General features: G+C 33.9%; 22 protein-coding genes. 15 read left to right on the plus strand and 7 right to left on the minus strand.

What is annotated here, in order from left to right:
- Positions 1-1,728: 1,728 nt before the first annotated feature.
- From ACEN2F_RS12945 to ACEN2F_RS12990, 10 genes are all read left to right on the plus strand, one after another.
- Complete coding sequence (locus ACEN2F_RS12945) at positions 1,729-2,361, plus strand: LytR/AlgR family response regulator transcription factor (RefSeq protein ID WP_441739768.1); 633 nt, start codon at positions 1,729-1,731, stop codon at positions 2,359-2,361.
- A 1,248-nt stretch (positions 2,362-3,609) separates the two neighbouring features.
- Positions 3,610-3,858: a hypothetical protein gene (locus ACEN2F_RS12950; RefSeq protein ID WP_441739771.1), complete on the plus strand. Its 249-nt coding sequence runs from the start codon at positions 3,610-3,612 to the stop codon at positions 3,856-3,858.
- Between the two features lie 63 nt (positions 3,859-3,921).
- Positions 3,922-6,261, plus strand: coding sequence for a hypothetical protein (locus ACEN2F_RS12955; RefSeq protein ID WP_441739774.1), 2,340 nt, complete (start codon positions 3,922-3,924; stop codon positions 6,259-6,261).
- Positions 6,262-6,304: 43 nt separating this feature from the next.
- On the plus strand, positions 6,305-6,865 hold the full coding sequence (locus ACEN2F_RS12960) for a hypothetical protein (RefSeq protein ID WP_441739777.1): 561 nt from the start codon (positions 6,305-6,307) through the stop codon (positions 6,863-6,865).
- A gap of 16 nt (positions 6,866-6,881) precedes the next feature.
- Positions 6,882-7,610 (plus strand): hypothetical protein, encoded by a 729-nt coding sequence (locus ACEN2F_RS12965; RefSeq protein WP_441739778.1) that lies wholly within the window; start codon positions 6,882-6,884, stop codon positions 7,608-7,610.
- Positions 7,611-7,788: 178 nt separating this feature from the next.
- Positions 7,789-9,186 (plus strand): ice-binding family protein, encoded by a 1,398-nt coding sequence (locus tag ACEN2F_RS12970; protein WP_441739780.1) that lies wholly within the window; start codon positions 7,789-7,791, stop codon positions 9,184-9,186.
- Between the two features lie 25 nt (positions 9,187-9,211).
- A complete protein-coding gene (locus tag ACEN2F_RS12975) occupies positions 9,212-10,564 on the plus strand; it encodes an ice-binding family protein (RefSeq protein WP_441739783.1) in 1,353 nt (450 codons plus the stop codon).
- A gap of 115 nt (positions 10,565-10,679) precedes the next feature.
- A complete protein-coding gene (locus tag ACEN2F_RS12980; RefSeq protein WP_441739786.1) occupies positions 10,680-12,071 on the plus strand; it encodes an ice-binding family protein in 1,392 nt (463 codons plus the stop codon).
- A 102-nt stretch (positions 12,072-12,173) separates the two neighbouring features.
- A complete protein-coding gene (locus ACEN2F_RS12985) occupies positions 12,174-13,577 on the plus strand; it encodes an ice-binding family protein (protein WP_441739789.1) in 1,404 nt (467 codons plus the stop codon).
- Between the two features lie 244 nt (positions 13,578-13,821).
- Positions 13,822-15,126: an ice-binding family protein gene (locus tag ACEN2F_RS12990; protein WP_441739792.1), complete on the plus strand. Its 1,305-nt coding sequence runs from the start codon at positions 13,822-13,824 to the stop codon at positions 15,124-15,126.
- Positions 15,127-15,198: 72 nt separating this feature from the next.
- Here the strand turns inward: ACEN2F_RS12990 and ACEN2F_RS12995 are convergent, their stop codons facing one another.
- Positions 15,199-15,591, minus strand: coding sequence for a glyoxalase (locus ACEN2F_RS12995; protein WP_441739795.1), 393 nt, complete (start codon positions 15,589-15,591; stop codon positions 15,199-15,201).
- A gap of 69 nt (positions 15,592-15,660) precedes the next feature.
- Between ACEN2F_RS12995 and ACEN2F_RS13000 the strand changes: the two genes are divergently transcribed.
- Complete coding sequence (locus ACEN2F_RS13000) at positions 15,661-16,044, plus strand: acyl-CoA thioesterase (RefSeq protein WP_441739798.1); 384 nt, start codon at positions 15,661-15,663, stop codon at positions 16,042-16,044.
- A 230-nt stretch (positions 16,045-16,274) separates the two neighbouring features.
- Here the strand turns inward: ACEN2F_RS13000 and ACEN2F_RS13005 are convergent, their stop codons facing one another.
- Both ACEN2F_RS13005 and ACEN2F_RS13010 read right to left on the minus strand, forming a co-directional pair.
- Positions 16,275-17,531 carry a mechanosensitive ion channel family protein gene (locus tag ACEN2F_RS13005; protein ID WP_441739801.1) on the minus strand — a complete coding sequence of 419 codons (1,257 nt, stop codon included), beginning with the start codon at positions 17,529-17,531 and terminating at the stop codon, positions 16,275-16,277.
- Complete coding sequence (locus tag ACEN2F_RS13010) at positions 17,524-17,808, minus strand: DUF3817 domain-containing protein (protein ID WP_441739804.1); 285 nt, start codon at positions 17,806-17,808, stop codon at positions 17,524-17,526. The genes ACEN2F_RS13005 and ACEN2F_RS13010 overlap by 8 nt, the downstream gene beginning before the upstream one ends.
- A 147-nt stretch (positions 17,809-17,955) precedes the next feature.
- Here ACEN2F_RS13010 and ACEN2F_RS13015 point away from each other — a divergent pair, with 147 nt between their 5' ends.
- The 3 genes from ACEN2F_RS13015 to ACEN2F_RS13025 all read left to right on the plus strand — a co-directional run bounded on the left by ACEN2F_RS13015 (position 17,956) and on the right by ACEN2F_RS13025 (position 21,625).
- The gene (locus ACEN2F_RS13015; protein WP_441739806.1) at positions 17,956-18,483 is read left to right on the plus strand and encodes a DUF6155 family protein; all 528 of its coding nucleotides are present in this window, start codon (positions 17,956-17,958) and stop codon (positions 18,481-18,483) included.
- Between the two features lie 106 nt (positions 18,484-18,589).
- Positions 18,590-20,134, plus strand: a complete 1,545-nt coding sequence (locus ACEN2F_RS13020; protein WP_441739808.1) for a DEAD/DEAH box helicase — start codon at positions 18,590-18,592, stop codon at positions 20,132-20,134.
- Positions 20,135-20,275: 141 nt separating this feature from the next.
- Positions 20,276-21,625 carry a DEAD/DEAH box helicase gene (locus ACEN2F_RS13025; RefSeq protein WP_441739810.1) on the plus strand — a complete coding sequence of 450 codons (1,350 nt, stop codon included), beginning with the start codon at positions 20,276-20,278 and terminating at the stop codon, positions 21,623-21,625.
- A 22-nt stretch (positions 21,626-21,647) separates the two neighbouring features.
- Here the strand turns inward: ACEN2F_RS13025 and ACEN2F_RS13030 are convergent, their stop codons facing one another.
- Together ACEN2F_RS13030 and ACEN2F_RS13035 are read right to left on the minus strand one after the other, a co-directional pair.
- Positions 21,648-22,874, minus strand: coding sequence for a multidrug effflux MFS transporter (locus ACEN2F_RS13030; RefSeq protein WP_441739862.1), 1,227 nt, complete (start codon positions 22,872-22,874; stop codon positions 21,648-21,650).
- A 207-nt stretch (positions 22,875-23,081) separates the two neighbouring features.
- Positions 23,082-23,801 (minus strand): TSUP family transporter, encoded by a 720-nt coding sequence (locus ACEN2F_RS13035; RefSeq protein WP_441739813.1) that lies wholly within the window; start codon positions 23,799-23,801, stop codon positions 23,082-23,084.
- A 104-nt stretch (positions 23,802-23,905) separates the two neighbouring features.
- On the opposite strand from ACEN2F_RS13035, the gene ACEN2F_RS13040 reads away from it, so the two are divergent.
- On the plus strand, positions 23,906-24,328 hold the full coding sequence (locus ACEN2F_RS13040; RefSeq protein WP_441739816.1) for an Lrp/AsnC family transcriptional regulator: 423 nt from the start codon (positions 23,906-23,908) through the stop codon (positions 24,326-24,328).
- Between the two features lie 132 nt (positions 24,329-24,460).
- Here ACEN2F_RS13040 and ACEN2F_RS13045 read toward each other — a convergent pair whose 3' ends face one another.
- Together ACEN2F_RS13045 and ACEN2F_RS13050 are read right to left on the minus strand one after the other, a co-directional pair.
- On the minus strand, positions 24,461-24,907 hold the full coding sequence (locus tag ACEN2F_RS13045; RefSeq protein ID WP_441739818.1) for an FKBP-type peptidyl-prolyl cis-trans isomerase: 447 nt from the start codon (positions 24,905-24,907) through the stop codon (positions 24,461-24,463).
- 463 nt (positions 24,908-25,370) lie between these two features.
- Positions 25,371-25,877, minus strand: a complete 507-nt coding sequence (locus tag ACEN2F_RS13050) for a DUF2911 domain-containing protein (RefSeq protein WP_441739821.1) — start codon at positions 25,875-25,877, stop codon at positions 25,371-25,373.
- Positions 25,878-26,022 lie beyond the last annotated feature (145 nt).

A 26,022-nucleotide genomic window follows, 5' to 3' on the forward strand; every position in this document is an offset into this window, starting at 1 on the left:
AGAAGAAGTAGCCTAAAACAACAATTTACTTCAAAAAAAAAGGGTTGTCCGCTACTTGTACCAAGGTACATCTTACGAGTGAAATTTAGCTGTTTTGTCATTTCGGCCAACGAGAGAAATCACATAACGAGAGCAACTGATATGATTTCTCCTCCGTCGAAATGACAAAATAAAACGTACAGAATTAGTTCTGCAATTTTCTTAAAATTACTTATCTATTTATAAAATTATTCTGTTGATTTTTAATCGAGGGTTGAATTATTTCTTTTCTGTTGTATTTAATTAGAGATTCAATTAATAATTGAATATTTGGAAGATGGAGAGAGGTCTAATTTTTGTGTTAAGGTAAATTTAGGCACAATGACTCCACAATCTAAAATAGGAAAGTAACAGCCAAATTACGCATTAAAAAGATACAATATAGAACTGATATTGAGTATAAATAAATCAATATTCATAATATTTGAACGATCGAAAAAAGATGTTTGTGCACTTGATGTGCTGAATTAAAGTTATAAAAATCACTTTTTTTGAATACATAACTCGGTGATTCAAAATTGAATCTTGAGTAAACGCTTTAGTGATCCGCGTTTTTTTATCTAAATTTAATACTTCGACACATAAATAAAATTTGCGACGTACTTTAGGCTTACTGTCTATATATGAATTGTTTATAGAATTTATTTTCTGGTTATTTTTAAATTTCTGATCGATAGTCATAATTTATTGAGAAGTATTAGATAATTTACGAACTATTATGAATTTATGATTGTACGTCTTAGAAAAATTATTTTCATATTTATTTCACATTGTAAAAACATATTCGTAGTTATTATGTGCTTTTTTGTCTATTTTTGGCTTTTATTTTTTTTAAAATCCAATTTAAGAAATATTACGAACAAAATAAACAAGATTAGATTTTTGAGTTGTAGTTCATGAATACAAAAGAAATTTAAATGTTTCTAAGATCTTTATGGTTTGAGCATGTACGATAAATTTGGTTCATCGTAGGTATTTTTTTGAATGTACACAGTAATTTTTTTTTTAAAAATGTTGTTATAAATGTGTAATTCAGTATAGACGGCCCATTATAGAAAACGGCCCAAACAAGGAACAAGATTAAAAAGGGGAATAGAAATGACACTTTATAGAGAGAGGTTAAAAATCTTCCTTTTTTACAGTTTAGAAGAATTTCTCTTTCTAAAGTTGATGCTTTAAAAACGTATAGCAACGAAAACCATTTCTAGAACAATAGGCGTTTTTAATGATAATGAATATTTAACCAGACCAAAAAATAGTGGCGGATCTTTTGTATATTGTTTCGGATGACCTTAATTCTTAAAAAAATTAAATAATTAATTTTTTTAAATTAGAAAAATAGTACAACTTTACAATACAGGTGAATTTTAGTTTTTTTGAATGAGAAATAGGTTTCGTTTGAGTTCCTAAAATAAAATTTATTTCAAGGTTAGTGTTTAATAATAAATTACTATAAAAGTTATAATAATAATAGAAAAGGCCGTAATTAATATTTAAAAGCCTTTTTATAAATACATAGTGTTTTTTTGTCTTTTTTGACTAAAAAAGTTCCCCCCAATACTATGATGTTTTACTGTGCAAACGCTTTTTAAAATTAATTCTAATGTATAGTACAAAAGAATTTTATAGAAACGTAGCATTTGTAATGATAATCCAAATTCAATATTTAATATTTAAAATTTGTAAATTATGACATTACACAATGCTGTTATGGTAAAAGAAGAGCTTATTAATGTGGCCGTGCTCACTGAAATGATTAATAACTATTACATCAGTAATCTTCCTGTAAGCGTAGTTATACCAATTGAAAGTCTCATAATAGAAATTAATATCATAAAACCTGAATTAATATCTGTTGATCTTAAACCATTAATAATGGAAGAAGTGATTTTAGCGGTAAGTAAAATCGTTAAGAAAATTGAGATGAAGAGCTTTATAGATATCCAAAATTCAGAGGAAGTGGCGGATTATAATTCTAGCAGAATACAAAGAGAGTATGTTGCTATTTCTTCACTTGAAGAGATTAATTTTATTAAAATGGATGACATTATTTATTGTCAAGCGGAAGGTAAATACACAAAATTTTTTCTTACAAATGGAAATATTTTTTTATCCAGTAAAAACCTAGGACATTATGAACTGCGCGCACTTGATAAGAGCCATTTTTTTAGGGTTCACAAATCCTATATAGTTAACATGCGTTTTATAGCTAAAATTGATAAAAGAGATGGAATGAGTTGCCAGTTATTAAATGGACTTCGAATACCAATTTCAAGTAGGAAATTAGATGAGTTTAATCGCTTTATTAGGCTTAAAGAATAGCTGTAGTACATGATTTTAGAACAAGCAATTCAGTAGGATATTAAAAAAAATATGGAAGTAATTACACGCAATGAAGTATTATTCTATTATACCTCCATAACGATAGTCTGCATTGATTTCAAAGTACAATAGTTGCCGTTCTTTTTATGGTTGTAAATGAGTTAAGGTTCCTTGCAGCGATACCTAAATACAATGACCTATATCAAACCATACCAGCACATCCAGATAATGTATTTATGAACTGAACCTGAATGATAATCAAAGTCCTTTTAGTATCAGTTATTAAGGGCTGTGCGTCAGATGCACAATTCAAAAGCAATAGTTTTGCTTGTTTGCATTGGGGAAATATCTTAATGAAGGTGCATTAATCATTCATAAAAAAATCAGCTTTTCCAGATAGATGAAAAAGCCTTATGCTACACTATTTTTCATATTAATGTTTTTATTCGTAAGATAGAAAGCATAACGGCTATGTTATTCTAGAAAATGAAATACTTCATGCAGTAAAAACGTTTTTGTTTGCATATCCATAATGGAAAAAATGATAGCTTGATATCGTTTCTAAATAAATAATTATCTAAGATGCACCTTATCAAAAATTCATTGCAAATAATAAAATAGCAATAATTGAATTTTGATCCGAGCAGGGTATAATGAAGCGTAAAACAAAAATTAACCAAGCACTAAATGCTTTCAAAGTAAAAAACACTTCAAATCTTAGTTCTTAATTCACCCACCGCAACCGGGCTTTAAATATAAATCAACCACATCTTATATGTAGTCGGGCGGGTATAAGAAATTGAACTACCTGTATTAAAGAGAAAAAAAGTCAGATACCTCAATTAATGGGATCGCATGATTATGGTCTTTTCTAAAAAAGCGAAATGTCTTCTAGAATATTAAAACGGATGTTTCCATGTATTAAAAAAATTGAATTTTATTTAAAGGATTATAAGTAATCAAAATATTTATTTGATTTTTAAAACGCCTTCATCAAATTTAAATTCAACAGTAACCAAAATCCCCGTTTTGTACTTTCTTATTTTATTAAAAAAAACGCTCATTATGCTACGTTAATAACGCCAGGACTGCACTTGTTACTTGGCAGGTGCGAAGTAGTACCCCTTACTGTTACTTTTGTTTTTAATAATTATAGGTAAAATCTTGTTACACGTGAGATATGGTATATCGGTGGTCGCAACAATATGATTGTACTAACGAATGATTATCAACTAAAAAATATAAATAATGTTTGGAAAAAAAATTGCAATACTTGTGTTTTTAAGCTTGATAACTATTTCAAGTTTTTTATTGCCAGATTTTGGTTTTAACAAGAAGTCGAGAAATTATAAAAGTAAACCGCCAATAGCACTGCAAGAAGAAGAAGGCGCAGAGGCTCCACCACAAGCGCCAATTGATAACTATATCATATTGCTTTTTTTTAGCGGAAGTTTACTGGGGGGCTTTTTTTTATTGAAAAAGACAAAAATACAGTAGTGCCTTAGTGTTTTGCAAACAGGATTAACAGTACTAAAAATTATTATTTTGAAAATTTAAAAAATGAATATAAACTACACATTAAGAGGTCTTACCATGATAGGAATCGTTTTCCTATCCATAAGCACTCAAGCACAAATGTACAACCACGGATCACTATTTATAGGCGAAAGTACCAGTATTTATTTAAAAACAGGTGCTTTTACTGCAGCAGTAGGTGCGAGTACAAAAACGGCTAAGACTGGTAGCAATGGAGTATTATCTATAGGAGGCGATGCAAGTACAGTCGCTGATGGCAGTTTTTTTATAGATGGTTGGGTCAATACACTTGGAAATAACCTTTTTATAATACCAATTGGTCAAACTGTTGGCATCACTAAATATTATGCGCCTGTCGTTGTTACGCCAAGTGTTGGAAGCACGGGGGTTGGTGCCGCTTATTTCAAAACGAATCCTCTTACTGACTTTCCAGGTGGCTTAGATGGAAATGTTACAGCTGTTCGATCCTCTGAATATTGGAAGATTAAAGGATCTAATGCAAAAATTTCCTTGACATGGAGTAATTCACGACCAGTAAGTACTACTGAATTACGTAGCATGACAATAGTAGGGTACAATACTGGCAGTAGTAAATGGGAAGTCATTTCCTCAGGTATAGATGGTACATCGGTTTTGGGAGGATTGACTTCTACTACTGCGGGATCTATTACATCAAGCACTACAATAGCAGTCGAGAACTATAGCGCATTTTCATTAGGTACAACAAGTTTAGATTGTCCAGAGTTAACTTTTTCCGCTGGCAGCGCAATAACTTATAATGGAGGATTTTCTGCGACACCTACGCTAAGCGATGTTGTAACAGTATCAGTGGCAGGACAAACAGGATCATTTGTATGCAATAGTTTAGCGCTAAATGCTGATATTACATTATTAGACGGTCAATATATTGAAGTTGTTAACGGTATCACTGGAACTGGAAAAATAATTATGGCAAGTACTGCAAGTGTGGTCCAGCGCAGTAATAGTAGTGACAATCCTACCATAGAACTCACAAAGAAAACACGTGCATTAAAACGGTATGATTATGTGTATTGGGGTTCTCCTATAGCTGGAAATGTTATGGGTCAGTTAGCTAATGCTAAAGCAATTGGTGCAACCCTGGCCGATGCTTTTGAAATGAAACATTACTACCAACCTGGCATTGGTGGAGGATGGAAACCGCTAGTGCAAACAGAAGTAGGTAAAGGTTTCATTGCAAGAGTGAAGTCACAAGCACCCTTAAATTTAGAGATTACTACTGCAGTTGTGTATTTCAAATTTGCAGGAACCGCTAATAATGGCGATATAACTGTGAGTATTACTAATAATCCTAATAGTTTAAACGGAGGAACGAGTCATAATTTATTGGCTAATCCCTACCCAAGTGCTTTGGACGCTGATAAATTTTTACAAAGTAATACTGATATTGATGGGGTAATTTATATATGGCATCAACAAACACCTTCTGTAGGCAGTGGCACTGCTTACAATCAAGCTGATTATATGGCTTATACTAAAGCGGGATTTACTTCTGTGGCCTCTATACCAACTACTTTTTCTGGGAAAATTGCTTCTGGTCAAGGATTTATGGTCAAAGCGTTAGGCGCTGACAAAACGGTGACCTTTACCAATTGTATGCGATTGACGGGTAATAATACCACTTTATATAAACAAGTTGCTCCCGCTGCTATGGATCGCTACAAAGTAAATATGGTGGGGGATAATGGAGTATTCAGTCAAATTGTCGTTTCCTATTTACCACAATGTACTCTTGGCTACGACCGTATGTATGATGCCGGAAGAAATTCAGTGAGTACAGCGCAATTATACAGCATTATGGAAAACGATGGAAGAAAACTTGCAATCAATGCCAGACCTACTTTTAATCCAACTGATGTGGTTGCATTAGGGGTTAGTAAAACAGGAGTAGAAAATCAAAATTTCATATTAAGTATTAGCGATAAAGAAGGAGTTTTTCAAACAGATGTAACTGTTTATTTACATGATCTAGAGCTCAATACTTATATTGATTTGACACGTTCTAATTACACTTTTTCATCAAAGACTGCACTAGCAAACAACCGTTTTGAATTAGTTTATGCTAATAAAACACTAGAAAATGTCGAGTTTGAGAATGACAGCGCTGTCGCGTACATTGACAAGGGTGTCTTAGCTATCACTTGTATATCTGAAATTAAAGATATTTTAGTCTATGATATTCTGGGCAAGCAAGTGCTTGCTGTAAATGAAATAGGTGCAAAGACAAGTAGTGCTTCATTTCCTTTTGCAGAGGGGATCTACATTGCAAAGATCCTTCTTGAAAATGGGAATGCCGTAAACAAAAAAATGGTCAACAAAAAATAATTAATAAACTAAATACATTATAATGAAAAAAATATTTTTAACAATGGCTTTAGCCTTAGGTTTAATAGCGAGCGCACAAGTAAAAATAGGAACTAATCCAGAGATCCTCAATAGTTCTTCTATTTTGGAATTAGAGTCAACAGACAAAGGTATTTTATTCCCTCGTGTTGCACTATCTAGCACAAATGCATTTACTCCGTTAGCGGGGCATGTTGCGGGAATGGTTGTATATAATACAGCAACCACTAATGATGTGACGCCAGGTTTGTATGCTAATAATGGTACAACATGGGTTAAAAATGAACCTGCTGTTGCAGTACCACTTAATGTAACAGCATTGATAACTGGAAATTATACCGCTCTTCCTACTGATGATATTATTCTTTTGACAATTACCGTTGAAAATCTTACACTTACATTACCAACCTCAGGGATAGCAGTTGGTAAAAAATATTATGTTTCAAATAATGGTGCAGCTGCTATGGATATATCTCCTTTACCGAGAGAAGGTGCATCACAATTGATCCCTGCTGATCAAAGTTTAATTTTAATGTATCTCGGCGGTAGTGGTGCTGGTTCATGGTCAATTGTTTCAGGATATTAATACTAAAAAGATAAAAATGAACACAAAAATAAAAATACAACTTATAACTGCAGTATTAGTTGTGAGTACAGCGTCTTTTGGACAAGTAAGAATTGGCAGGAGCATAAACAATACTGTTGCATCTAGCAGTTCAGCATTTATAGACGCTTCATCAAATTCATCAAATAATTTATCAACTAATATTGGGAAAGGCTTGATTTATCCAAGAATGGATTTAACCACATTCGCATCTTTTAGTGGATCGCCAGTAGGTATTGGAACTTCATATCCAAGTCGTTTTGACGGAATGATAGTTTACAATATAGGAACTGGCAATACATTAGCAACTGCTGCAGATGCTATAATTGCTGTAACGCCTGGTTTTTGGTATTATGATAATAAAAGTACCGCCGTAAAAGGTGGAACTTGGAAATCACTAGGAAGTACAAGCAGTACAAGCGTTAAAAATATTGCTTCAACTGAAACTGTTACTTTAACATCCATCGATGGAAAGCAAGTGTATGCTTTGACGGGTACATTTACTGCTGTGGGTACAGCAGCTACAGTTACAGTGGCAACACCAACTGGAATGACTGGTTATTATAAAATGACAACTTTTCAAGGAGGTAAAACATTTAGAGAAGGAATTACTTCTTTTAGCATTGATCCACTAGTTACAGCAGATAATGTCGTAACAGGAAACGGTATGTATAATGAGGTCTATCCAGCAGGAGTCTATAGCTACACACTTGAATACTTTAAATAGAAAAGGACTTAAAAGAAAATTAATCTATTTCAGTACAACCATTGCAACTATTGCAGTAGGAGTAACTATTAAAGTGATATAGTAGACTAGTTCAGTAAAATGATAACAGGTATAAACACTAATTAATATCCCATAACTTGTAGTAGAGTACAATTAGGTATAGCTAAATAAAACTAAAATGAAAAAGTACTTTATAATTTCATTACTTATAATTTCTTTAAATAGTATAGCCCAAATAGGGATAGGTACATCTAGTCCGGATGCATCAGCTATTTTAGATTTATCATCAACAACTAAAGGATTTTTGATGCCACGAATGACAACTTTGCAACAATCGAATTTAGTGAATCCTGCTGTTGGATTAATAGTTTATAATATAACGACAAGCCAAATAGAAACCAACAAAGGGGATGGATTTGGAGCTGCATTATGGTCAAGTGTTTCATCAGTAGGAACTACCGCGCCTTTAGGAACAAATACAACACAATTAGCAACAACAGCTTTTGTAATGGAAAATACAGGGGGATATGCAACGGTGAATAGTATCATCCCAACGACATCTAATTCTTTGACAGATATTTTAGTTGCTGATATGATTGTGTCACCACCAGCAGGGACTTATTCCGTTTTGTTCAATAGTGAATATAATAATGCCTCAACTACAACAAGTACTACAACCACGCCTTCCTCTGGGACTGCTCAGGCTGTTATAGATTTAGTAGCCGCAAATGATCAATTAATGGCAATTCCGGTTACAGATGCAACTCATGCGCCCGCTATGGGAAGTGGAGAAACGCTTTTTCCAGGTGTATATTCATTTATTGCTGCAGCTTCAATTGCTGGAACTTTAAAGCTAGACGCACAAGGCAATCACGATGCACTTTTTATTTTTAAAGTAGGTGGTGCCTTTGCTTGTGGAGCTATTACAATTGTAGAATTAATAAATGGTGCTGAAGCAAGAAATGTTTTTTGGGTTTCTGGAGGTGCGCCAAGTTTAGGCGCTGGTTCAACTATGAAAGGGACTATGATTGCTCAAGCTGGTGCTGGTGCAATAGGTGCCGGTTGTAATTTAGAGGGTAGATTGTTCTCAATGGCAGGAGCATTAACATTTGGTCCAGCAATAGCAAGTGTGCCTTTAGGCTTGTCACCAATTAATCTAGGAGGTTTAGCTAATTTTGCTTTATTTACAAGCGATGGTGCAGTAAGTAATACTGCTGCCTCAACAATTACTGGAAATATAGGTACAAATTTGGGTGCTATAACGGGTTTTGAAATCTCTACTGTTGTAGGTTCTTTTGTGACCAGTAGTACACCAATAGTATCGTTAACACCAATCACTACAACAACAATTACTGAAAATAATGTTAATAATTTAGCAACTTTTAGCATTTATCAAAATGGTGTGCTAATTCCAAGTTCAACTAAAAAACTAATTAGTAACGCAAGTACGGCTAATCTTTCATTACAATCAATAGCATCTATCACCGAAGGTCAACCAATTGAAGTGAGATGGAAAACCGCAGGCGCACAACTGAGTATGGGAAATAGAACCTTGACCGTGCTTAAAGTAAAATAATAATAAATAATTTAATAGAGCAATATTGGAAACTATAAAAAATGTCATTAAAATTTTATTACTCACCATATCTTTAAATTGTGCAGCTCAGATTGGCCTTGGAACGGCGAACCCAGATGCATCATCGATTTTGGATCTAGCATCGACAACTAAAGGCTTGCTTGTCCCAAGGATGTCATTAGAGGAACGCAATTTAATTGCATCACCAGCTGAAGGGCTTTTGATTTTCAATACAACAACAAAAGGATTCAATTACTTTCAGTCAGGTTGGAATGATTATTTATCTAATTATAAAACGGTGACTGCAAACACAGATGTTACAACAATATCAACTACTGATGAAGCAATTGAAGGATCTGTATTGACCACATCTTCTGGTTCATATGCTGTAAGTTTTAATAGTCAATATAAAAACGAACCAATAACAACCACAACTACCGTGACTACTCCCGGAATAGTAACTATAAACACAGTGGGCTGTTTTGCAGCTCTTACTACTGCAATTGCTCAATTAGATGCAATTACTGTTACTAATTCTACTCATTCTAATATTATTGGAATTGGAGAGACAATTACTCCTGGCAAATACGCTATCCCAGCTGCCATAACGTTAGCTGGTAATCTGACTTTAGATGCACAAGGTAATTCTGATGCCTTGTTTATTTTTGCAGCTAATGGAGCAATCAATTCAGTTGTTGGTACTAGTATCACTTTGACAGGCGGTGCAAAAGCATGTAATGTTTTTTGGTTGGCTGCAGGTGGAATAGGAATAGGAGCTGATTGTATTATAAAAGGGAATTTAATATCTCGAACAGCAGCAATCGCTGTTGGATTTCGTAGTGAACTTGAAGGTAGGATGTTGTCTGGTGGTGGAGCAATCGCTTTTGGACCAGGAACAGCAGGTGTACCACTTGGGACTTCATCTATAGACCTTGGTATTGTTGCTCCTTTTATTATTTATACCCATGCAGGAGGTTTAGGGAATGTAATAGATGGAGCAAATACAACCTCCATTTATAACGGTTTTATTTTATCAGATGCTGGTGCAGCTACTGGTTTTGAGACGGGAACACTTTCAAATCCAATAATTCCTGCGGGCGGAACCGCTACATATGGATCTGGATCTGAAACATCAGTTACTACAACTACAGTTGTTGAAAATGATGTTAAAGCAATCGCAACATTTAGTATTTATCAAAATGGAATTATTATCCCGGAGTCTACAAGATCAGTAACCAGTAATGCTAGTACAATTAGTATTTCTTTACAAGGAATCGCAACAATTTTAGATGGTGAATCAATTGATGTAAGATGGAGTACAAATGGTTCCAAAATATCGTTAGGTAAAAGAACATTGACCATAATTAAAGTACGATAGTTTTAAATTGCTGATTAATATTCAGAAGTTTACTATGTTATGTTTAATTTAAAAGTTCATTGATTCAGTTGTTATACGCAACTCTGCATAGAATAAAATAATAAAAAATCCAGTAATGAAAAATTATAATCAAATAGTAGTTACATTCCTGTTGTTTTCGTGGGCTGTCACGCATGCTCAGCTTGGTATTGGAACCACATCACCTGATAACTCTGCGCTGCTGGATTTGAGTTCAACAACTAAAGGGCTATTATTTCCAAGGATGACTACGGATCAACGAACTGTCTTATTAAGCCCAGCCATTGGATTATCCATATTTAACATTACTTCAGGACAAATTGAGACAAATAAAGGCGATGGACTTGGCGGAGTATTGTGGACTGCATTACAAACATCAGGCGATACAGCACCCTTTGGCACAAATACTACTCAACTAGCAACTACTGAATTCGTTCTTGCTAATACAAACAATCATAAATCCCTGAGTGGTTTAGGGTTTATCTCGACATCGTCAACGGCAGACATAATAGTTAGCGGGATGACAATAGCACCACCAGCGGGAACATATTTCGTAAATTTTAACAGTGAGTTTCATTTCACATCTTCAAGCGCAACGGTTCCTGCTGTTGAGGTAAGTACAAATCAGGCTGCGGCAGATCTTCTGATAGCTTACAATCAGTTAAATTCCCTTCCAGTAACAAATAGTGATCATGCTGCTGTTTTTGGAAATGGTGAAACACTAACACCGGGTGTGTATTCTATTGCTGCAGCTGCATCTATGGCAGGAACATTAACGCTAGATGGTCAAAACAACAGTAATTCTATATTTGTTTTTAAAATAGGTGCTGCCTTCAATACAGGAGCTGGAACTACTGTTTTACTTACTAATGGAGCTAGTGCTTGTAATGTTTTTTGGGTGGTTGAGGCAGCAGTCGGACTTGGAGCAATTACAAAAATTAAAGGAACAATAATTTCGCATGGTGCTGCAGTAGCAGCGGGAGCAGGCTGTATAATTGAAGGAAGGTTGTTGTCTACAGCAGGAGCACTTACCTGTGATAATCTGATATTAACAATACCCCCAGATTATACTTTTATAAATCTAGGTGTTGCTTCGCGATTTGGCTTGTTTACTGCTGATGGTGCTATTGCAAATACAGCCATATCAACAATTACTGGAGATGTGGGAACGAATTCAATAGGACCTATCTCTGGATTAGATGCTCCTTCTGGTATTAATGGAATAATTTTCCCTCCAGCAGGTGCAATAGAAATTTCCCCAGAAATAAAAGCCCCAGAAGCAGGAAGTGTTGGTTTTAGTATTTATCAAAATGGAGTTTTGGTAGCCAATTCTGAGAGAATGCGGACAAGCACAGCAAATACAGCTGAAATTGCGCTTCAAGCTATTGCTACAGTTAGTGAAGGGCAAACCATTGATATTAGATGGAAAACAAACACAGGCATTCTAACATTAGGAAATAGAATTTTGACCCTTCTTCATGTTAGATAATTTTTGACTGCATAAAAATGAAATAGGCTTTTAGTGTAATACCGTTTAATAGGCTGGTGAGAGTAAAGGGAGAATAAATTTTAAAATAAAAATAATACTGCAATGAAAATGTACTCGCTATTAGTTACTGTGCTATTATGTAATGTATTTGGGACTATTAATGCTCAAATCGGCATTGGTACTGCAACTCCAGATGCTTCAGCTATTTTGGATTTAACTGCTACGAATAAAGGATTTTTATTACCCAGAATGACAGCAGTGGAACAAGCAGCTGTGATCAATCCAGCACTTGGCTTAACAATTTTTAACACTACCTCAGGTCAACTAGAGACTAATGTTGGTACTACTGCGGAGAATGTTTTATGGACGGGTCCTAATATAGGCACTACGGCAGTACTAGGTACAAATACTAAACAATTTGCAACCACTCAATATGTTTTGTCAAATACTAATCAATATCATTCCGTTACTTCTAACAGTACAGTTTTGACCGTTTCTCCTATTGATGAATTGATCCCCGAGATGATATTATCACCACCAGCCGGCACTTATATGGTCTATTTTAATAGTGAATTTACAAATAAACCACAAACAATACCCAGTATAACAACCACAACGACAGTTCCCTATGATTCTGCACAAGGAGTGTTAGACCTCGAGGCAGTTTACATTCAATTAATGGCTATTGCTACAACTAATGCTACACATACAATTACGTTTGGCAGTGGAGAAACACTGTTACCTGGGGTTTATTCTACGGCTGCAGCCTTATCCATTGCAGGTGTTTTAACTCTAGATGGAGGTGGCGATCCAAATTCTGTTTTCATTTTTAGATCAAGTGCTGCGATCGATACAGGAGCAGGAACTTCTATCGTTCTAAAAAATGGAGCTTCGGCCTGTAATGTATTTTGGATTGCCGAAGGAGCAATTGGCTTAGGTGCTGGAACAATAATGAAAGGAACACTTATTTCTCATGGGGGTGCAGTAGCCATGGGTGCTGGCGGATCACTTGAAGGGAGATTATTTTCTACTTTTGGAGCAATTGCTTTTGGTCCAGGGACAGCGATACCGCCTACGAACTGTTCTTCTATTAATTTAGGTATTCTGGATTCATTTGTAATTTTCACCAGTTCGGGAGCTTTAAATGGAACTGGAATTTCATATATTACTGGAAATCTTGGAACTAATCATGGTATAATTGGGGGGTTTTCAACATCTATAATTGATGGAACAGTTCTCCTTGCAGGCGCTGGCATCATAACCACAACAGTTATTACACCTATGATTGTCTCACCAAGCGCGACAGCAACATTTAGTTTGTATCAAGGTGGCGAACTAATAGTCGACTCCATCAGAAAAAGATTAAAATCAAATCATACTTCTGAAATTTCATTGCAGTCCTTAGCAACAATCAAAGAGAATGAACCTATTGAAGTTCGATGGAATGTATCTACGGGAATTTTAGAGGTTAGAAATAAAATTTTTACATTAATTAATGTTAGATAAAAAAGCAAGATTTAACAGTAATAATGTAATGAATGAAGCTAATTTATACCAGCTTTTTATAAGTCGTTAAAGGATGGTAAAAAAACATTAGTTGCCATTAGTATTATTTTGTCAGTCATCGCTGTAGGGGAGCAAGATAAGTTTAGATATTGCAGAAAAACTGACAATGGCGGATTAATCTTTGGGAACAGGATTATATTTAAAACGGCACACTGATTAAACTAACAACAATAAGAGAAGAACTATGAATCTTAAATTTTTTTTACTGACTTACATTTTTTTTAGTCTGTTTGGAACTGCTAATGCGCAAATAGGTATTGGCACACTTACTCCAGATCCCTCTTCGACTTTAGAGTTAAAATCAACGATAAAAGGGTTTCTACCACCGCGAATGACAACAGATCAACAAGTTTTGATCGCTAATCCAGCCATTGGTTTAACTATTTATAACCTTACTACAAGTCAATTAGAAACCAATAAAGGTGACGGACTTGGTGGTGCTTTGTGGTCTGGCAGTACTGGAGGATCTACTGGAGGTCCAATTTCAGTTGTAGAATCCGGAAATCAGGCTGCTACAGTCCTTGATTCGGATTCAGTGATCAGCGAGATGACTTTGTCGCCTGGTGCTGGCACGTATGCCGTTACTTTTAATGGAGAATACAATATTGATCCAGGGAATGTGGCAAGTTTTATAACTACGCCAAAAGGAGTTGTAGATTTATTAGCAGCTTACAGTCAGCTTAACGCTATGACCCCAACAAATACCACACATTCGCTTTCTTTTGGGTTAAATGAAGTTTTAATTCCCGGGGTTTACTACGTGAATGCTAGTGCTACAGTTGCAGGTAATTTATATTTGAATGGGCAAAATAATTCAAACTCTCTTTTTATTTTTAAGATTAATGGTGCATTGGGTATTGGAGATGCAATTAATGTTTTTTTGACAAATGGCGCTGAAGCAAGAAATGTTTTTTGGGTTACGGAAGGAGCAATAAGTATTGGGGCTAATTCAACTGTAAAAGGTAATTTTCTATCCCACGGATTTGCTGTTGCAATGGGAACTTCTTGTATATTAGAAGGAAGAATGCTTTCAACAATTGGTGCTATAACTACAAATACTTCAACAATAAATGCGCCTTTAAGAAACTCTGTCATTAATCTAGGAATAGTATCTGCTTTCTCACTTTTTACTTCCTCAGGAGCTGTTGAAAACACAGGTATTTCATTTGTTAACGGTCATGTTGGATCAAATGTTGGCGCAATAACTGGTTTTACTGAAACTACAGATATCAAAGTTTTTGGACCGTCAACAACTCCTTATCCTATTGATAACAGTATTTTTGCGACATTTAGTGTTTATCAAAACAATATTTTAATTCCAACTTCTACTAGAACTGTAATTAGTAAGGTATTTAAAGCAGATGTGATAACAGTATTATCTAAGGCAACAATTACTAATGGTCAAAGTATTGACATAAGATGGAGTACGAATTTAGGAACACTTTCATTGGCAAATCGATCCTTAACACTCATTAAAATGGATTTCTAACACATTCATTTAAAATACTTTATATCTTCACTAGATCAATTATTGCAAAGTAAAAAGTACAGTAGAGCTCTTTTATTTCTCTGTCTGCTGTATTTGGCTCTTTAATCGTTCCACAAGCATACTCATCATTCTTTTGTTGATGTTGGAAGAATTTTTCACGTAAATAGTATATTCATCCGTTGTAAATAATCCTACAATCATTCCTTTTAGTGTATTTCTAAACTTGACATCTTTTTGTATTGCATTTTCCGTCATTGCTAATTTTCTTTCATTTGTTTGATTGTGAAAATCAAGTTTATTTTTATTGATATAATTAAGGAATGATGCTAAAAATATATCATTTTGCAACTTTAGAATGGGGCGAAGTACCTCATTTTGAAAGGATTCTTCTGTTGTAGATTGGATAGTTACAGAACCAATTAGTTGTCCTCGAAATTCTTTTAAAAAAGTATCGCGTGCGCTCATTATTTTTTCTTTAAAATTAAATAAAATTGCGTCAACAATTGCTTATTTTTACGATTATAAAGAAAAAACATGAAATTTCACACTAGAAAATGGGTTAAACCCGAAGATCTGAATCCAAACGGAACCTTATTTGGCGGCAAATTATTAGCTTGGATCGATGAAGAATTAGCATTGTACACGATTATACAATTAGAAAATACACGAATCGTAACTAAATACATGTCGGAAATCAATTTTAGAAGTTCCGCAAAAAAAGGAGATATTGTCGAAATTGGAATTGATGTTGTAAAATTTGGCAATACCTCTCTTACGCTAAAATGCGAGGCACGAAACATGATGACACGTGAAACAATTATAACAATCGATCATACAACAATGGTCAATTTAGATGCAGATGGGAAACCAAAAGCACACGGCAAAACAGCTATTGAATACGTAAAAGACAGGTTGTAAAACTATTTTGAAAACAAATTTAGGTTTTACTAAATGTAAGTAGTTGGACCTATTTAATGTCATACTAAAAATGAGTGGAATAATATTTAACATATAAGTCATATAAGAATTAAACCTTAAATGATCTTATGATTGTTTAAGTTACACAAGGCTAACACAATTGAAACTTAAACTTACATGACTTATATGGTAAAAAATATGCAACATTGTTTTATTCTTATTGCTTAGTATTAAACTTGAAATTCATTCTCTGTATTTGTTTCAAAAATTTCTAAATCAAAATACCCCACTGACGCAATAATATGGTCAAATATATCTGACATGATATATTCGTAATTTTCAAATCGCTTGTCATGCGAAAATGCGTAAACCTCGAGCGGCACGCCGTGTGCGGTCGATTGCAACTGTCGACAAAGCATCAGCATGTCTTTATTTAACTCAGGATAATTGAATAAGTATTCCGTTATGTATTTTCGGAATAATCCTAAATTAGTTAAATTTCGTCCATTTATAGCAATTGATTTGTCTACCTTATGTTTAGAATTATAGTCGTCAATTTCTGATTTTCGACTGTCAATATAATCCGAAATAAGATGAATTTTTTTCAAATCATTCAACTCTTCTTCTTTTAAAAACCGAATGCTACTTGTTTTTATCAGAATGTGCCTTTTGATGCGTCGGCCATCTGAATTCAGCATTCCGCGCCAGTTTTGAAACGAGTCTGAACTCAAACTATAGGTTGGAATTGTGGTTGTGGTGTTATCAAAATTCCGAACTTTTACGGTCGCTAAATTGATTTCGATAACATCACCATCAGCTCCAAATTTATCCATCGTGATCCAGTCGCCAATTCGAACCATGTCATTTATAGAAACCTGCACACTAGACACAAAACCTAAAATGGTATCTCTGAAAATCAATATGATTACGGCCGAAACGGCTCCTAAAATAGTTAAAAGTTCTTTTTTATCAATCTCAAATAATTTTGAAATGATTAATGTAATTCCAATCACCCACAACATGATCATAATTACCTGAATGAAACTGTCAATAGGTTTATCGCTATATCTTGGTTTTAGTTTTAAATAATCGCGTAATGCATTGAAAATAGTTCGGATAATCCATAGAACCAGAATAATAATGTAGATTCCAACCAATTTTCCAAAAAAGCCTTCCCAGTATTCAAATCGTTCTAAAATTATGGGAACTGATTTGTAAATGAACAACAGCGGAATTAAATGCGCAATGTATTTTGCTGTTTTATTAGTCACCAGCAAATCATCGAATTTAGTTTTGGTTTTTTGGGCAATAACAGCCATTATAGTAACCAAAATAAGTCGGAAAATTACGTAGATGACATACGCCATTACGCACAAAAAAATAATATTTAGCACTAAACTAATATAAGAAGCGGAACTACTTCCCAATCCCCATTTTCGGAAAATTGGATATAGAAAAGTGAATATTTTTTCTATGTATTTATACATTTTGCAGGTATTTCTTATCTATATAAAAAGTCCCAAAAGGAATTAAAGAACCCAAACAAATAATTCCAAATTTTTTGAATTCCCAATTTTGTTCAAATTTCAACATTATAGCAAGTATAATATAGCTTACAAATAAGATTCCATGTGCCATTCCAATAGGATAAAGAAGTGATTTATATAGCTCAATATTAGTGGGTTTCACGATAAGCATATTCGAAAATAAAACCAAGTAGGATACTCCTTCCAGTAGTGCGACAATCTTAAAAATTTTAAGCATAAATATTGATTTTAGTGGTAAAAGTAAAAATTTACGTGCTGAAAAAATGGTCTTATACCATTATTTGTGTCAAAATTAAGTAATATCATTGATTTACGGCGCATTGATTCCTAAAGTAAATTACTTTTGTATTCTTAAACTTTGATAATGAGCAAACGCGATTTAAAAAAATACGTAGCCGAATTGACTAAAGAACAGCTCGAAGAGCAAATAATCGAATTATACGAGAAATTCAGTCCTGTGAAGGTCTATTATGATTTTGTTTTTAATCCAAAAGAAGAAACGCTTTTGCAGCAATGCAAACTCAAAATTTCCAATGAATATTACCCTCTAAAAAAATCCGGGAGGCGCAGCAAACCTAAAATGAGGCGTTCCGTTGCCCAAAAATATATAAAGCACTTTACGGTTTTAGGAGTTGATCCATTTGTCATTGCAGATGTCATGCTTTATAATATCGAAATTGCACAAACATTTTCATCGGAACATGTTATAAAACACGATTTATTTTTCAAAAGTATGTTCAATTCGTTTGAGCAAGCCGCAATTTTCTTGATTGCAAACGGAATACTTTCTGACTTCAAAAAAAGAATTATTGCCATTCACACGCAAACTATTGCGCAAAAATGGTACAACGAACCTGAGTTTAATGCAATTTTAGAGCGGTTTGAATATTAAATTGCTACATAATTTAAATTAATTGAATCAATCCCTTTATTTTTAATTAAAATTGACCTTTTAACTGTTTTTTAGGCGTATTTTTGCAAAAACCCAATAATAAGCAATGTCCCAAAATACTTCAGAAATAGAAACAGAAGACAAAAAAGAACTTTATGCGTATCAAAAAGGTGATATAGATGCCATCTTTGAACGAATAGATAATGCACCGCCACAACACCACTTGTTGTATCAATTGCCTACCGGTGGAGGTAAAACCGTAGTGTTTTCTGAAATTGTACGCCGTTATTTATCACAATCCGACAGTAAAGTTGTTGTTTTAACGCACCGAATTGAGTTGTGTAAGCAAACTTCAAGAATGTTGAAAGGTTTTGATGTCAAAAACAAAATTATCAACAGCAAAGTAAAAGAACTTCCAGACCAAAACGATTATTCCTGTTTTGTCGCCATGGTAGAAACTTTGAAAAACCGTATCAATGACGAAAAACTGCATTTAGATAATGTAGGATTGGTAATTATTGATGAGGCGCATTACAATTCCTTCCGCAAATTGTTAAGCTCTTTCAAAAATGCATTTATATTAGGAGTTACAGCAACGCCTTTAAGTTCAAATATTAAGTTACCCATGCATGAAAGCTACGATGAATTAATCGTAGGAGATACCATTAGCTCATTGATAGAAAACGGCTTTCTAGCCAAAGCGGTTACCTACAGCTATGATGTAGGTTTAACATCGCTAAAAGTAGGGATCAATGGTGATTATACCGTAAAATCTTCCGATGATTTATATACCAATATGGCCATGCAGGAAAAATTATTGCATGCCTACACTGAAAAATCTCTAGGCAAGAAAACCTTAATCTTCAATAACGGAATCAATACCTCTTTGTATGTATACGAAACGTTTAGAGAAGCCGGATATGCCATTCGCCATTTAGATAATACCAGCAATAACGAGGAAAGAAAAGATATTCTACATTGGTTCAAGCACACACCTGATGCCATTTTGACCTCAGTTGGGATTTTGACTACCGGTTTTGATGAACCAACCGTAGAAACTATAATTCTGAACAGAGCAACAAAATCATTGACCTTATATTACCAAATGATTGGTCGTGGTTCTAGAAAATTACCCAATAAAGACATTTTTAATGTTATCGATTTAGGAAATAATGCAGCACGATTTGGCCTATGGAGTGAGCCGGTAAACTGGCAACACATTTTTAAATCTCCTGAGTTTTACTTGGAAAATCTACGAGATGACACTGAAATAGAATTGTATTTTAAATACAGCATGCCGCCAGAATTACGTGCTAAATTCAGTAAAACAGAACTTGTAACTTTTGATGTTGATGAAGAACACAAACTTATCATCAAACAAAATTTACGATCTAAAGTAGTTTTAGAAAGATCATTAGAACAGCACGCCTCCATGTGTATTGATAATTCAGATACCTTACAAGAGGCTAAAGCGCTGGGAAAAGAACTAGATGATGACATTGATTGTCGCATCAAGCGCTATTCAAAATGTTTGAGTCAGTGCAGTAAAAATTACCGGGAATGGCTTGTAGATGATTACAAATTGAAACTAGTATTACTGACTGGGAAAAAGTATCGTGAAAAAATCATGAACGAGCCCGACGAAGAGTAATCTTTGTTTTTTAAGGAGCTAATCCCGCTGTACATTATATCTGTTGTGGCGAACCCCGCCACAACAGGATACCGTTTCCATCGGGGCTAAACATTACGGTTATAAAACAACTATTTTTTGTAAAATATAAAATCTAAAAAAATGCCAAAACAATTCTCTGATTTAGGAATTTCAGCACCAATACTAAAAGCGATTACCGAATTAAAAATTGTTGTACCAACAGAAATTCAGTCAAAAACGATTCCGTTGCTTTTATCAAATACAACGGATTTGGTTGGACTTGCTAAAACAGGTACCGGAAAAACAGCAGCTTTTGGATTGCCAATTTTGCAATTAATAAATACAGAATTACCTGTGATACAAGCCGTAATTCTTGCACCGACGCGGGAATTAGGCCAACAGATATTTAAAAATTTATCAATATTTGCTACTTTTTTACCTAAAGTTTCTATTGCATCAACTTGCGGAGGAATTCCAATCAAACCACAAATCGAACGCCTTACAATACCCACACATATTGTTGTGGCAACGCCTGGAAGATTAATCGATTTAATTCAGCGCAAAGCCATAAACTTAAAAGAAACCAGATTCCTCGTGCTCGATGAAGCCGATGAAATGGTGACGATATTAAAAGAAAGTTTAGACGAAATTATTGCAGAATTGCCTGCAGCACATAAAACCTTTTTATTCTCGGCTACCATGCCAGGAACGGTAAAACAATTGATTCAAAACTATTTGAATAAAAACGTAGTACACGTAAGTGCCAACATGGAAATAGTGGGAAATCAAGGGATTGATCATCAATATATTGTTGTAAATCCCATTGAAAAACTGGACGTTTTAATGCATTTCCTGAATTCTAAAGAAGGTGAACGCGGTATTGTTTTTTGTAAAACAAAAGCAGCGGTCAATAAATTAGCCAAAAATTTAGCAATAAATCGCTTTTCTTCAGGCGCATTGCATGGAAGTTTATCGCAGGGAATTAGAGACCGAATCATGGAGCAATTTCGTGAAGGACATATCAATATACTAGTAGCAACAGATTTAGCGGCAAGAGGAATTGACGTAAAAGAGATTTCTTATGTAGTCAATTATCATCTTCCGGATGTTTATGAAGCGTACGTACATCGTAGTGGTAGAACAGCCAGAGCAGGAGCAAAGGGACTTTCGTTAACAGTGTTACAGCCAGAAGAAGTAATTGAAATAGCTGATTTCGAAAAAGAATTAGGAATAGAATTCAAAGAATTCAAAAAACCAACTGTTGCCAGCATTGAAGAAAATAATACGTTGTTATGGGCAAAGCAAATCTTTAAGATAAAACCCAATCACGATATTGATTCAGAGTTAAAAGACAAAATAAAAACGGTTTTTCATCATCTTACTAAAGACGAACTAATAGAAAAGGTCTTGGCTAATCATTTGCTTCAAACAAAAAATGAAGTCCTTTTAAAAACGGAGAAACCAATAAAAAAACAAAAGCGAATGAACTAATTTAATTCGCTTTTGTAAACCATTAATGAACCATTACAATTTCATCACCAGAAGTTGTAATGGTTTTTTTTATTTTTCGTTTTCCAATAATTAATATGATCAATGCCAGCACAGTTGATGTTGTCATGATCAAAACCATTGGTAACATAGAATTTTTTACAAAAACACCAACTGCAAAAGATGCTAGAGCACCCAATCCTAATTGAATAGCACCCATCAAAGCAGAAGCACTTCCTGCATTTCTTGAAAAAGGAGCAAGAGTAAGTCCTGCAGTATTAGGATTAGAGATTCCTAAACACGCCAAGAATAAAAATAGCATGGCGATGGTTTCATATAAACCCAAAAGATCATTGCTAGCGAATATCAAAAACAAAACACTGATTACGGATTGTGTAATTAAGGCACCAAAAATCATTTGTTCACTGGTGAATTTTCGCAGTAAAATAGAATTTAACTGACTCGCACTGATAAAACTCAAAGACATGAAGGCAAAAATCCAGCCATACGTTTTACCGTCTACCTTGAAAATATCCATAAACAAAATAGGAGAGGCCGCCACATACGTAAATAAACCTGAAAACGCAATTGCTCCGGTAAACGCATAAGTATAAAATTGAGGCACTTTAACAATTTGTAAAAAATTAGTAATAATTGGTTTTGGCTTCAATGAAATCGTAGTGTCCGGTTTGAAAGTATTAGGCAAAATAATTTGAGCTGCTACAAGAATAACAATTCCCATAACCATCAGTATTAAAAACACAGTATGCCAGCCGTAATAAGTAGTTACATAACCGCCTACAGTAGGAGCTAGCATTGGCGAAAGCCCTACAACTAACATCAAGAGAGAAAACACTTTAGGAATATCTTTTACTGGAAATAAATCCCGAACCATTGACACTGAAGCTACCGTTGCAGCACAACTGCCTACAGCCTGAATGAATCGCAGTCCAATAAAAGTATCAATATCAGTAACAAAAGCGCAGCCCAAAGAGGCTAATATATAAACTAACAACCCGATAAAAAGAGGTTTTTTGCGGCCAAAACGATCTAATAAAGGACCATAAAGTAATTGTCCTGCAGAAATTCCAATAAAATAACTGGACAAAGTCATAGAAACATTTGCAACAGAAGTGTTCAAATCTTTAGCTATTCCGGCAAAACCAGGTAAATACATGTCTATGGAAAAAGGGCCAAGCGCAGTCAATGAACCTAAAATAAGAATTAATTTGATGTATTTTTTTTGGGTCATTTCAGAATGAATCATGGAAGATGCAATTTTTAATTTTTTGCAAAGGTAAATAATTATGATCCTAATTAAACGATTTTTGTATTAATACGTTTCAAAAAGAAAACATACCGGAAATACTTTTAACAAAAGATCAGCCCAACAAAATTTATTTGTTTATAGTTTAAAGTGATCAATAATGTTGTCAAAAGCAAGGTCCATGATATTTCTTTAAACTTTAAAAACAAGCATCAGTCCTGATACAAATAAAAGACCTAAAACAACTCTTTTTAGTAGCACTTCATTAAGCTTTAAATAGACTTTTTTGCCAAGAAATAAAGCAAGTATAAAAAAAGGTATAACGTAGATTGAATTGTAAATTTGCTCCATATTCATTAATCCACCCGCAACCAAAGCGGGTATTCGAAAAAGCGTAACTAGTCCCAAAGTACCAAACATAGTGGCTCTGAACGTTTTTATATCAGTAGTTTCATTTTGTACAATCATTACATATAACGGACCTCCAGTAGAAAATACACCGGAGAAAAAGCCTCCAAGAAAACCAAAAAAATGTTTTGTTTTTTTTAAAAGTCTTAATTTCTTTTTGATCCGAAGACTATTCAACACAAAAAGGATAATAAAAACACCCAATGCCTGTTTAAGAATAAATGGTTTTCCGTAAACTAAAACTAGTATTCCTGCTAACACTCCAAAAAAGGAAGTAAAAGCTATCTTTTTTAATAAGTGCTTGTCAATATGTTCCCATTCTTTGTAAACATAAATAGGAGAGGAGATTAAATAAAAAATCGAAAGATATGACACCGCTTCAGACAAAGGCATGACAAACAATAAGAATGGCAATGCTACTAAAGAACCGCCAAAACCGATAATCGTTTGAATAAAAAACCCTGCAAAAATCCCTATTGTAAGTAGTAATAACGTTGTATCCATGAATCAAAAGTACCATTAGCACGGATGATATTAAAATTTATTCTATTGATAAAATAGCCTTTTTCCGTTAAAAAATGCTATTTTTAGTTCTTAAAACTTTTATAATGGTTGATGTGCTAGATTTAAAAATAATAACGCAATTAGAACAAAATTCAAGAGCGTCCTATGTAGATATTGGGAAACAAATTGGACTTTCACCGTCTTCGGTAAGAGAACGCATTCAGAAATTAGAGGATGCTGCCGTTATACAAGGATATAAGCTTCAGTTAAATAATCAAAAATTGGGTTATGGATTAGAAGTTTTTATACTTTTCAAGCTTTTTAGTGGAAAACTACAACTGTTTTGTGACCAGCTAAAAGATTTTCCGGAGATACATGAAGTATTCAGAATCACTGGACCCCAAAACATTATTATGAATGTAGTTTTAGTAGATCAATTGCACCTGCAACAATTTATAGACCGCCTTTTAGTGTATGGGGAGCCTACAACACACTTAATATTATCTGATTTAAAGATAATAATTTAGGTTATTTCAATAATTATAACAGTTTAAAACTTAGTTCTAAATTCTTTCTTACAAGTCACAAAAAAACCTGACAGTTTTAATTGAAAAATTTCAACTAAAGTTGTCAGGTTATAAGAAAGTAGGTAGATAATGTTATTGCGCTACAGGAGCGTCTTTGATTTCAACTACTTCAAGATCAAAAGTTAGGTCTTTACCTGCCAATGGATGATTTCCATCTAGAATTATACTGTCAGCTTTTACATCTGCAACTAATAAATTCATTTCCTTACCATCAGAAGATTTAGAAACAAGTCCCATTCCAACCTCTGGAAGAATATCTTGTGGAAGTTCAGTTTTAGGTATTTCTTGGATTAAATCGCTTCTTACAGCGCCATAAGCGTCTTCGGCAACAATCGTAATCGTTTTCTTTTCTTGTAATTTCATATCAATCAAGCCTTTTTCAAAACCTGGTATCAAACGTCCTTGTCCTAAAGTAAATTCTATCGGTTCTTTTCCTTCGGAACTATCAAATACCTGACCGTCAGATAATTTTCCAGTGTAATGTACTTTAACCGTGTTATTCTCTTTAACTTGAATCATACTTTTATTTTTTAATTTTAAAAAATTCTTTGCATAATTTTTATGCAGCAAATAGTTTAGTTTAAACTTATATTTAGTAACGCCGCCAAAACCAAGCCAAAACTCCATTATACTAAAGAAATTCGTTAAATGCATCAAAAAGACCAATATTTAGGTTCAAAAGGGCTAAAATTGAAACAAAATGATTGAAATCTGGGTTTTTAGAACGTATTTCCAACAAAGCGGAAATTGTGTCAGTCCATTGATAAAAGCTCTTTGCTGCATAAGCCTTCGAAATGAACAACGGCTTGACCAATTAAACTAACATATAAAGGTTGCTATTTTAGCGTATTTACAATGTTTAAAAATGATCTATAATTTATATTATGTAAAATAGAACTTCACTGAACATAATAATTCTTTTGATACAACAACAAAAAAAGCATCACCTAATGGTAATGCTTTTACAGTAAGTTTTCTCTATTTATTTGACAACAACCGGAATATTCCAGTTTCCCCAACTTAAAACAACGCTATTGGCATTGATGTGATACACCAATTTTTCAGTAGATGTATTTACTGCTTGCGGCTTAACAGTTACTCTTAATTGATCATCTTGTTCTTTGTATTTGTAAGCGCCCCATTGTTTAGCTTCTTTGTTGAAAATGATTATACATTCTTTTTTGTTTGGAATAACAAAAAAAGAATATTTTCCTGCTGGTAATTTTCTTCCTTCAATAGTAATATCTTTATTGGTTTCAAATGTAGTTGCATCATTCGCACCGGCACGCCAAACTTGGTCAAAAGGAACTAGTGTGCCCCAGATTTCTCTTCCTTTAACTGATGGACTTCCATAATTGATCGTGATTTCAGCACCATTAATCTTTCCAGTAACAACTTCTTTACCACTAGCCGGTTTTCCTTGAGCTCCAGCTACATTTACAATTAATAAAGCAATTAATGAAAAATGTATTTTTCTAAGTAATCTCATGATTTTAAATATTTTAATTTCTAAGATAAAAGTAAAAAAAGTTATTTTTAATACATCACAATCAGTGCTTATTTTATGAAAACATTAGTAATTGTATAATTTAATTTTTTTGCGTCAATTATCATTGTATTATAATTTTTAAATT

It is taken from the genome of Flavobacterium sp. W20_MBD1_R3, assembly GCF_052119725.1.
Classification (GTDB): domain Bacteria; phylum Bacteroidota; class Bacteroidia; order Flavobacteriales; family Flavobacteriaceae; genus Flavobacterium.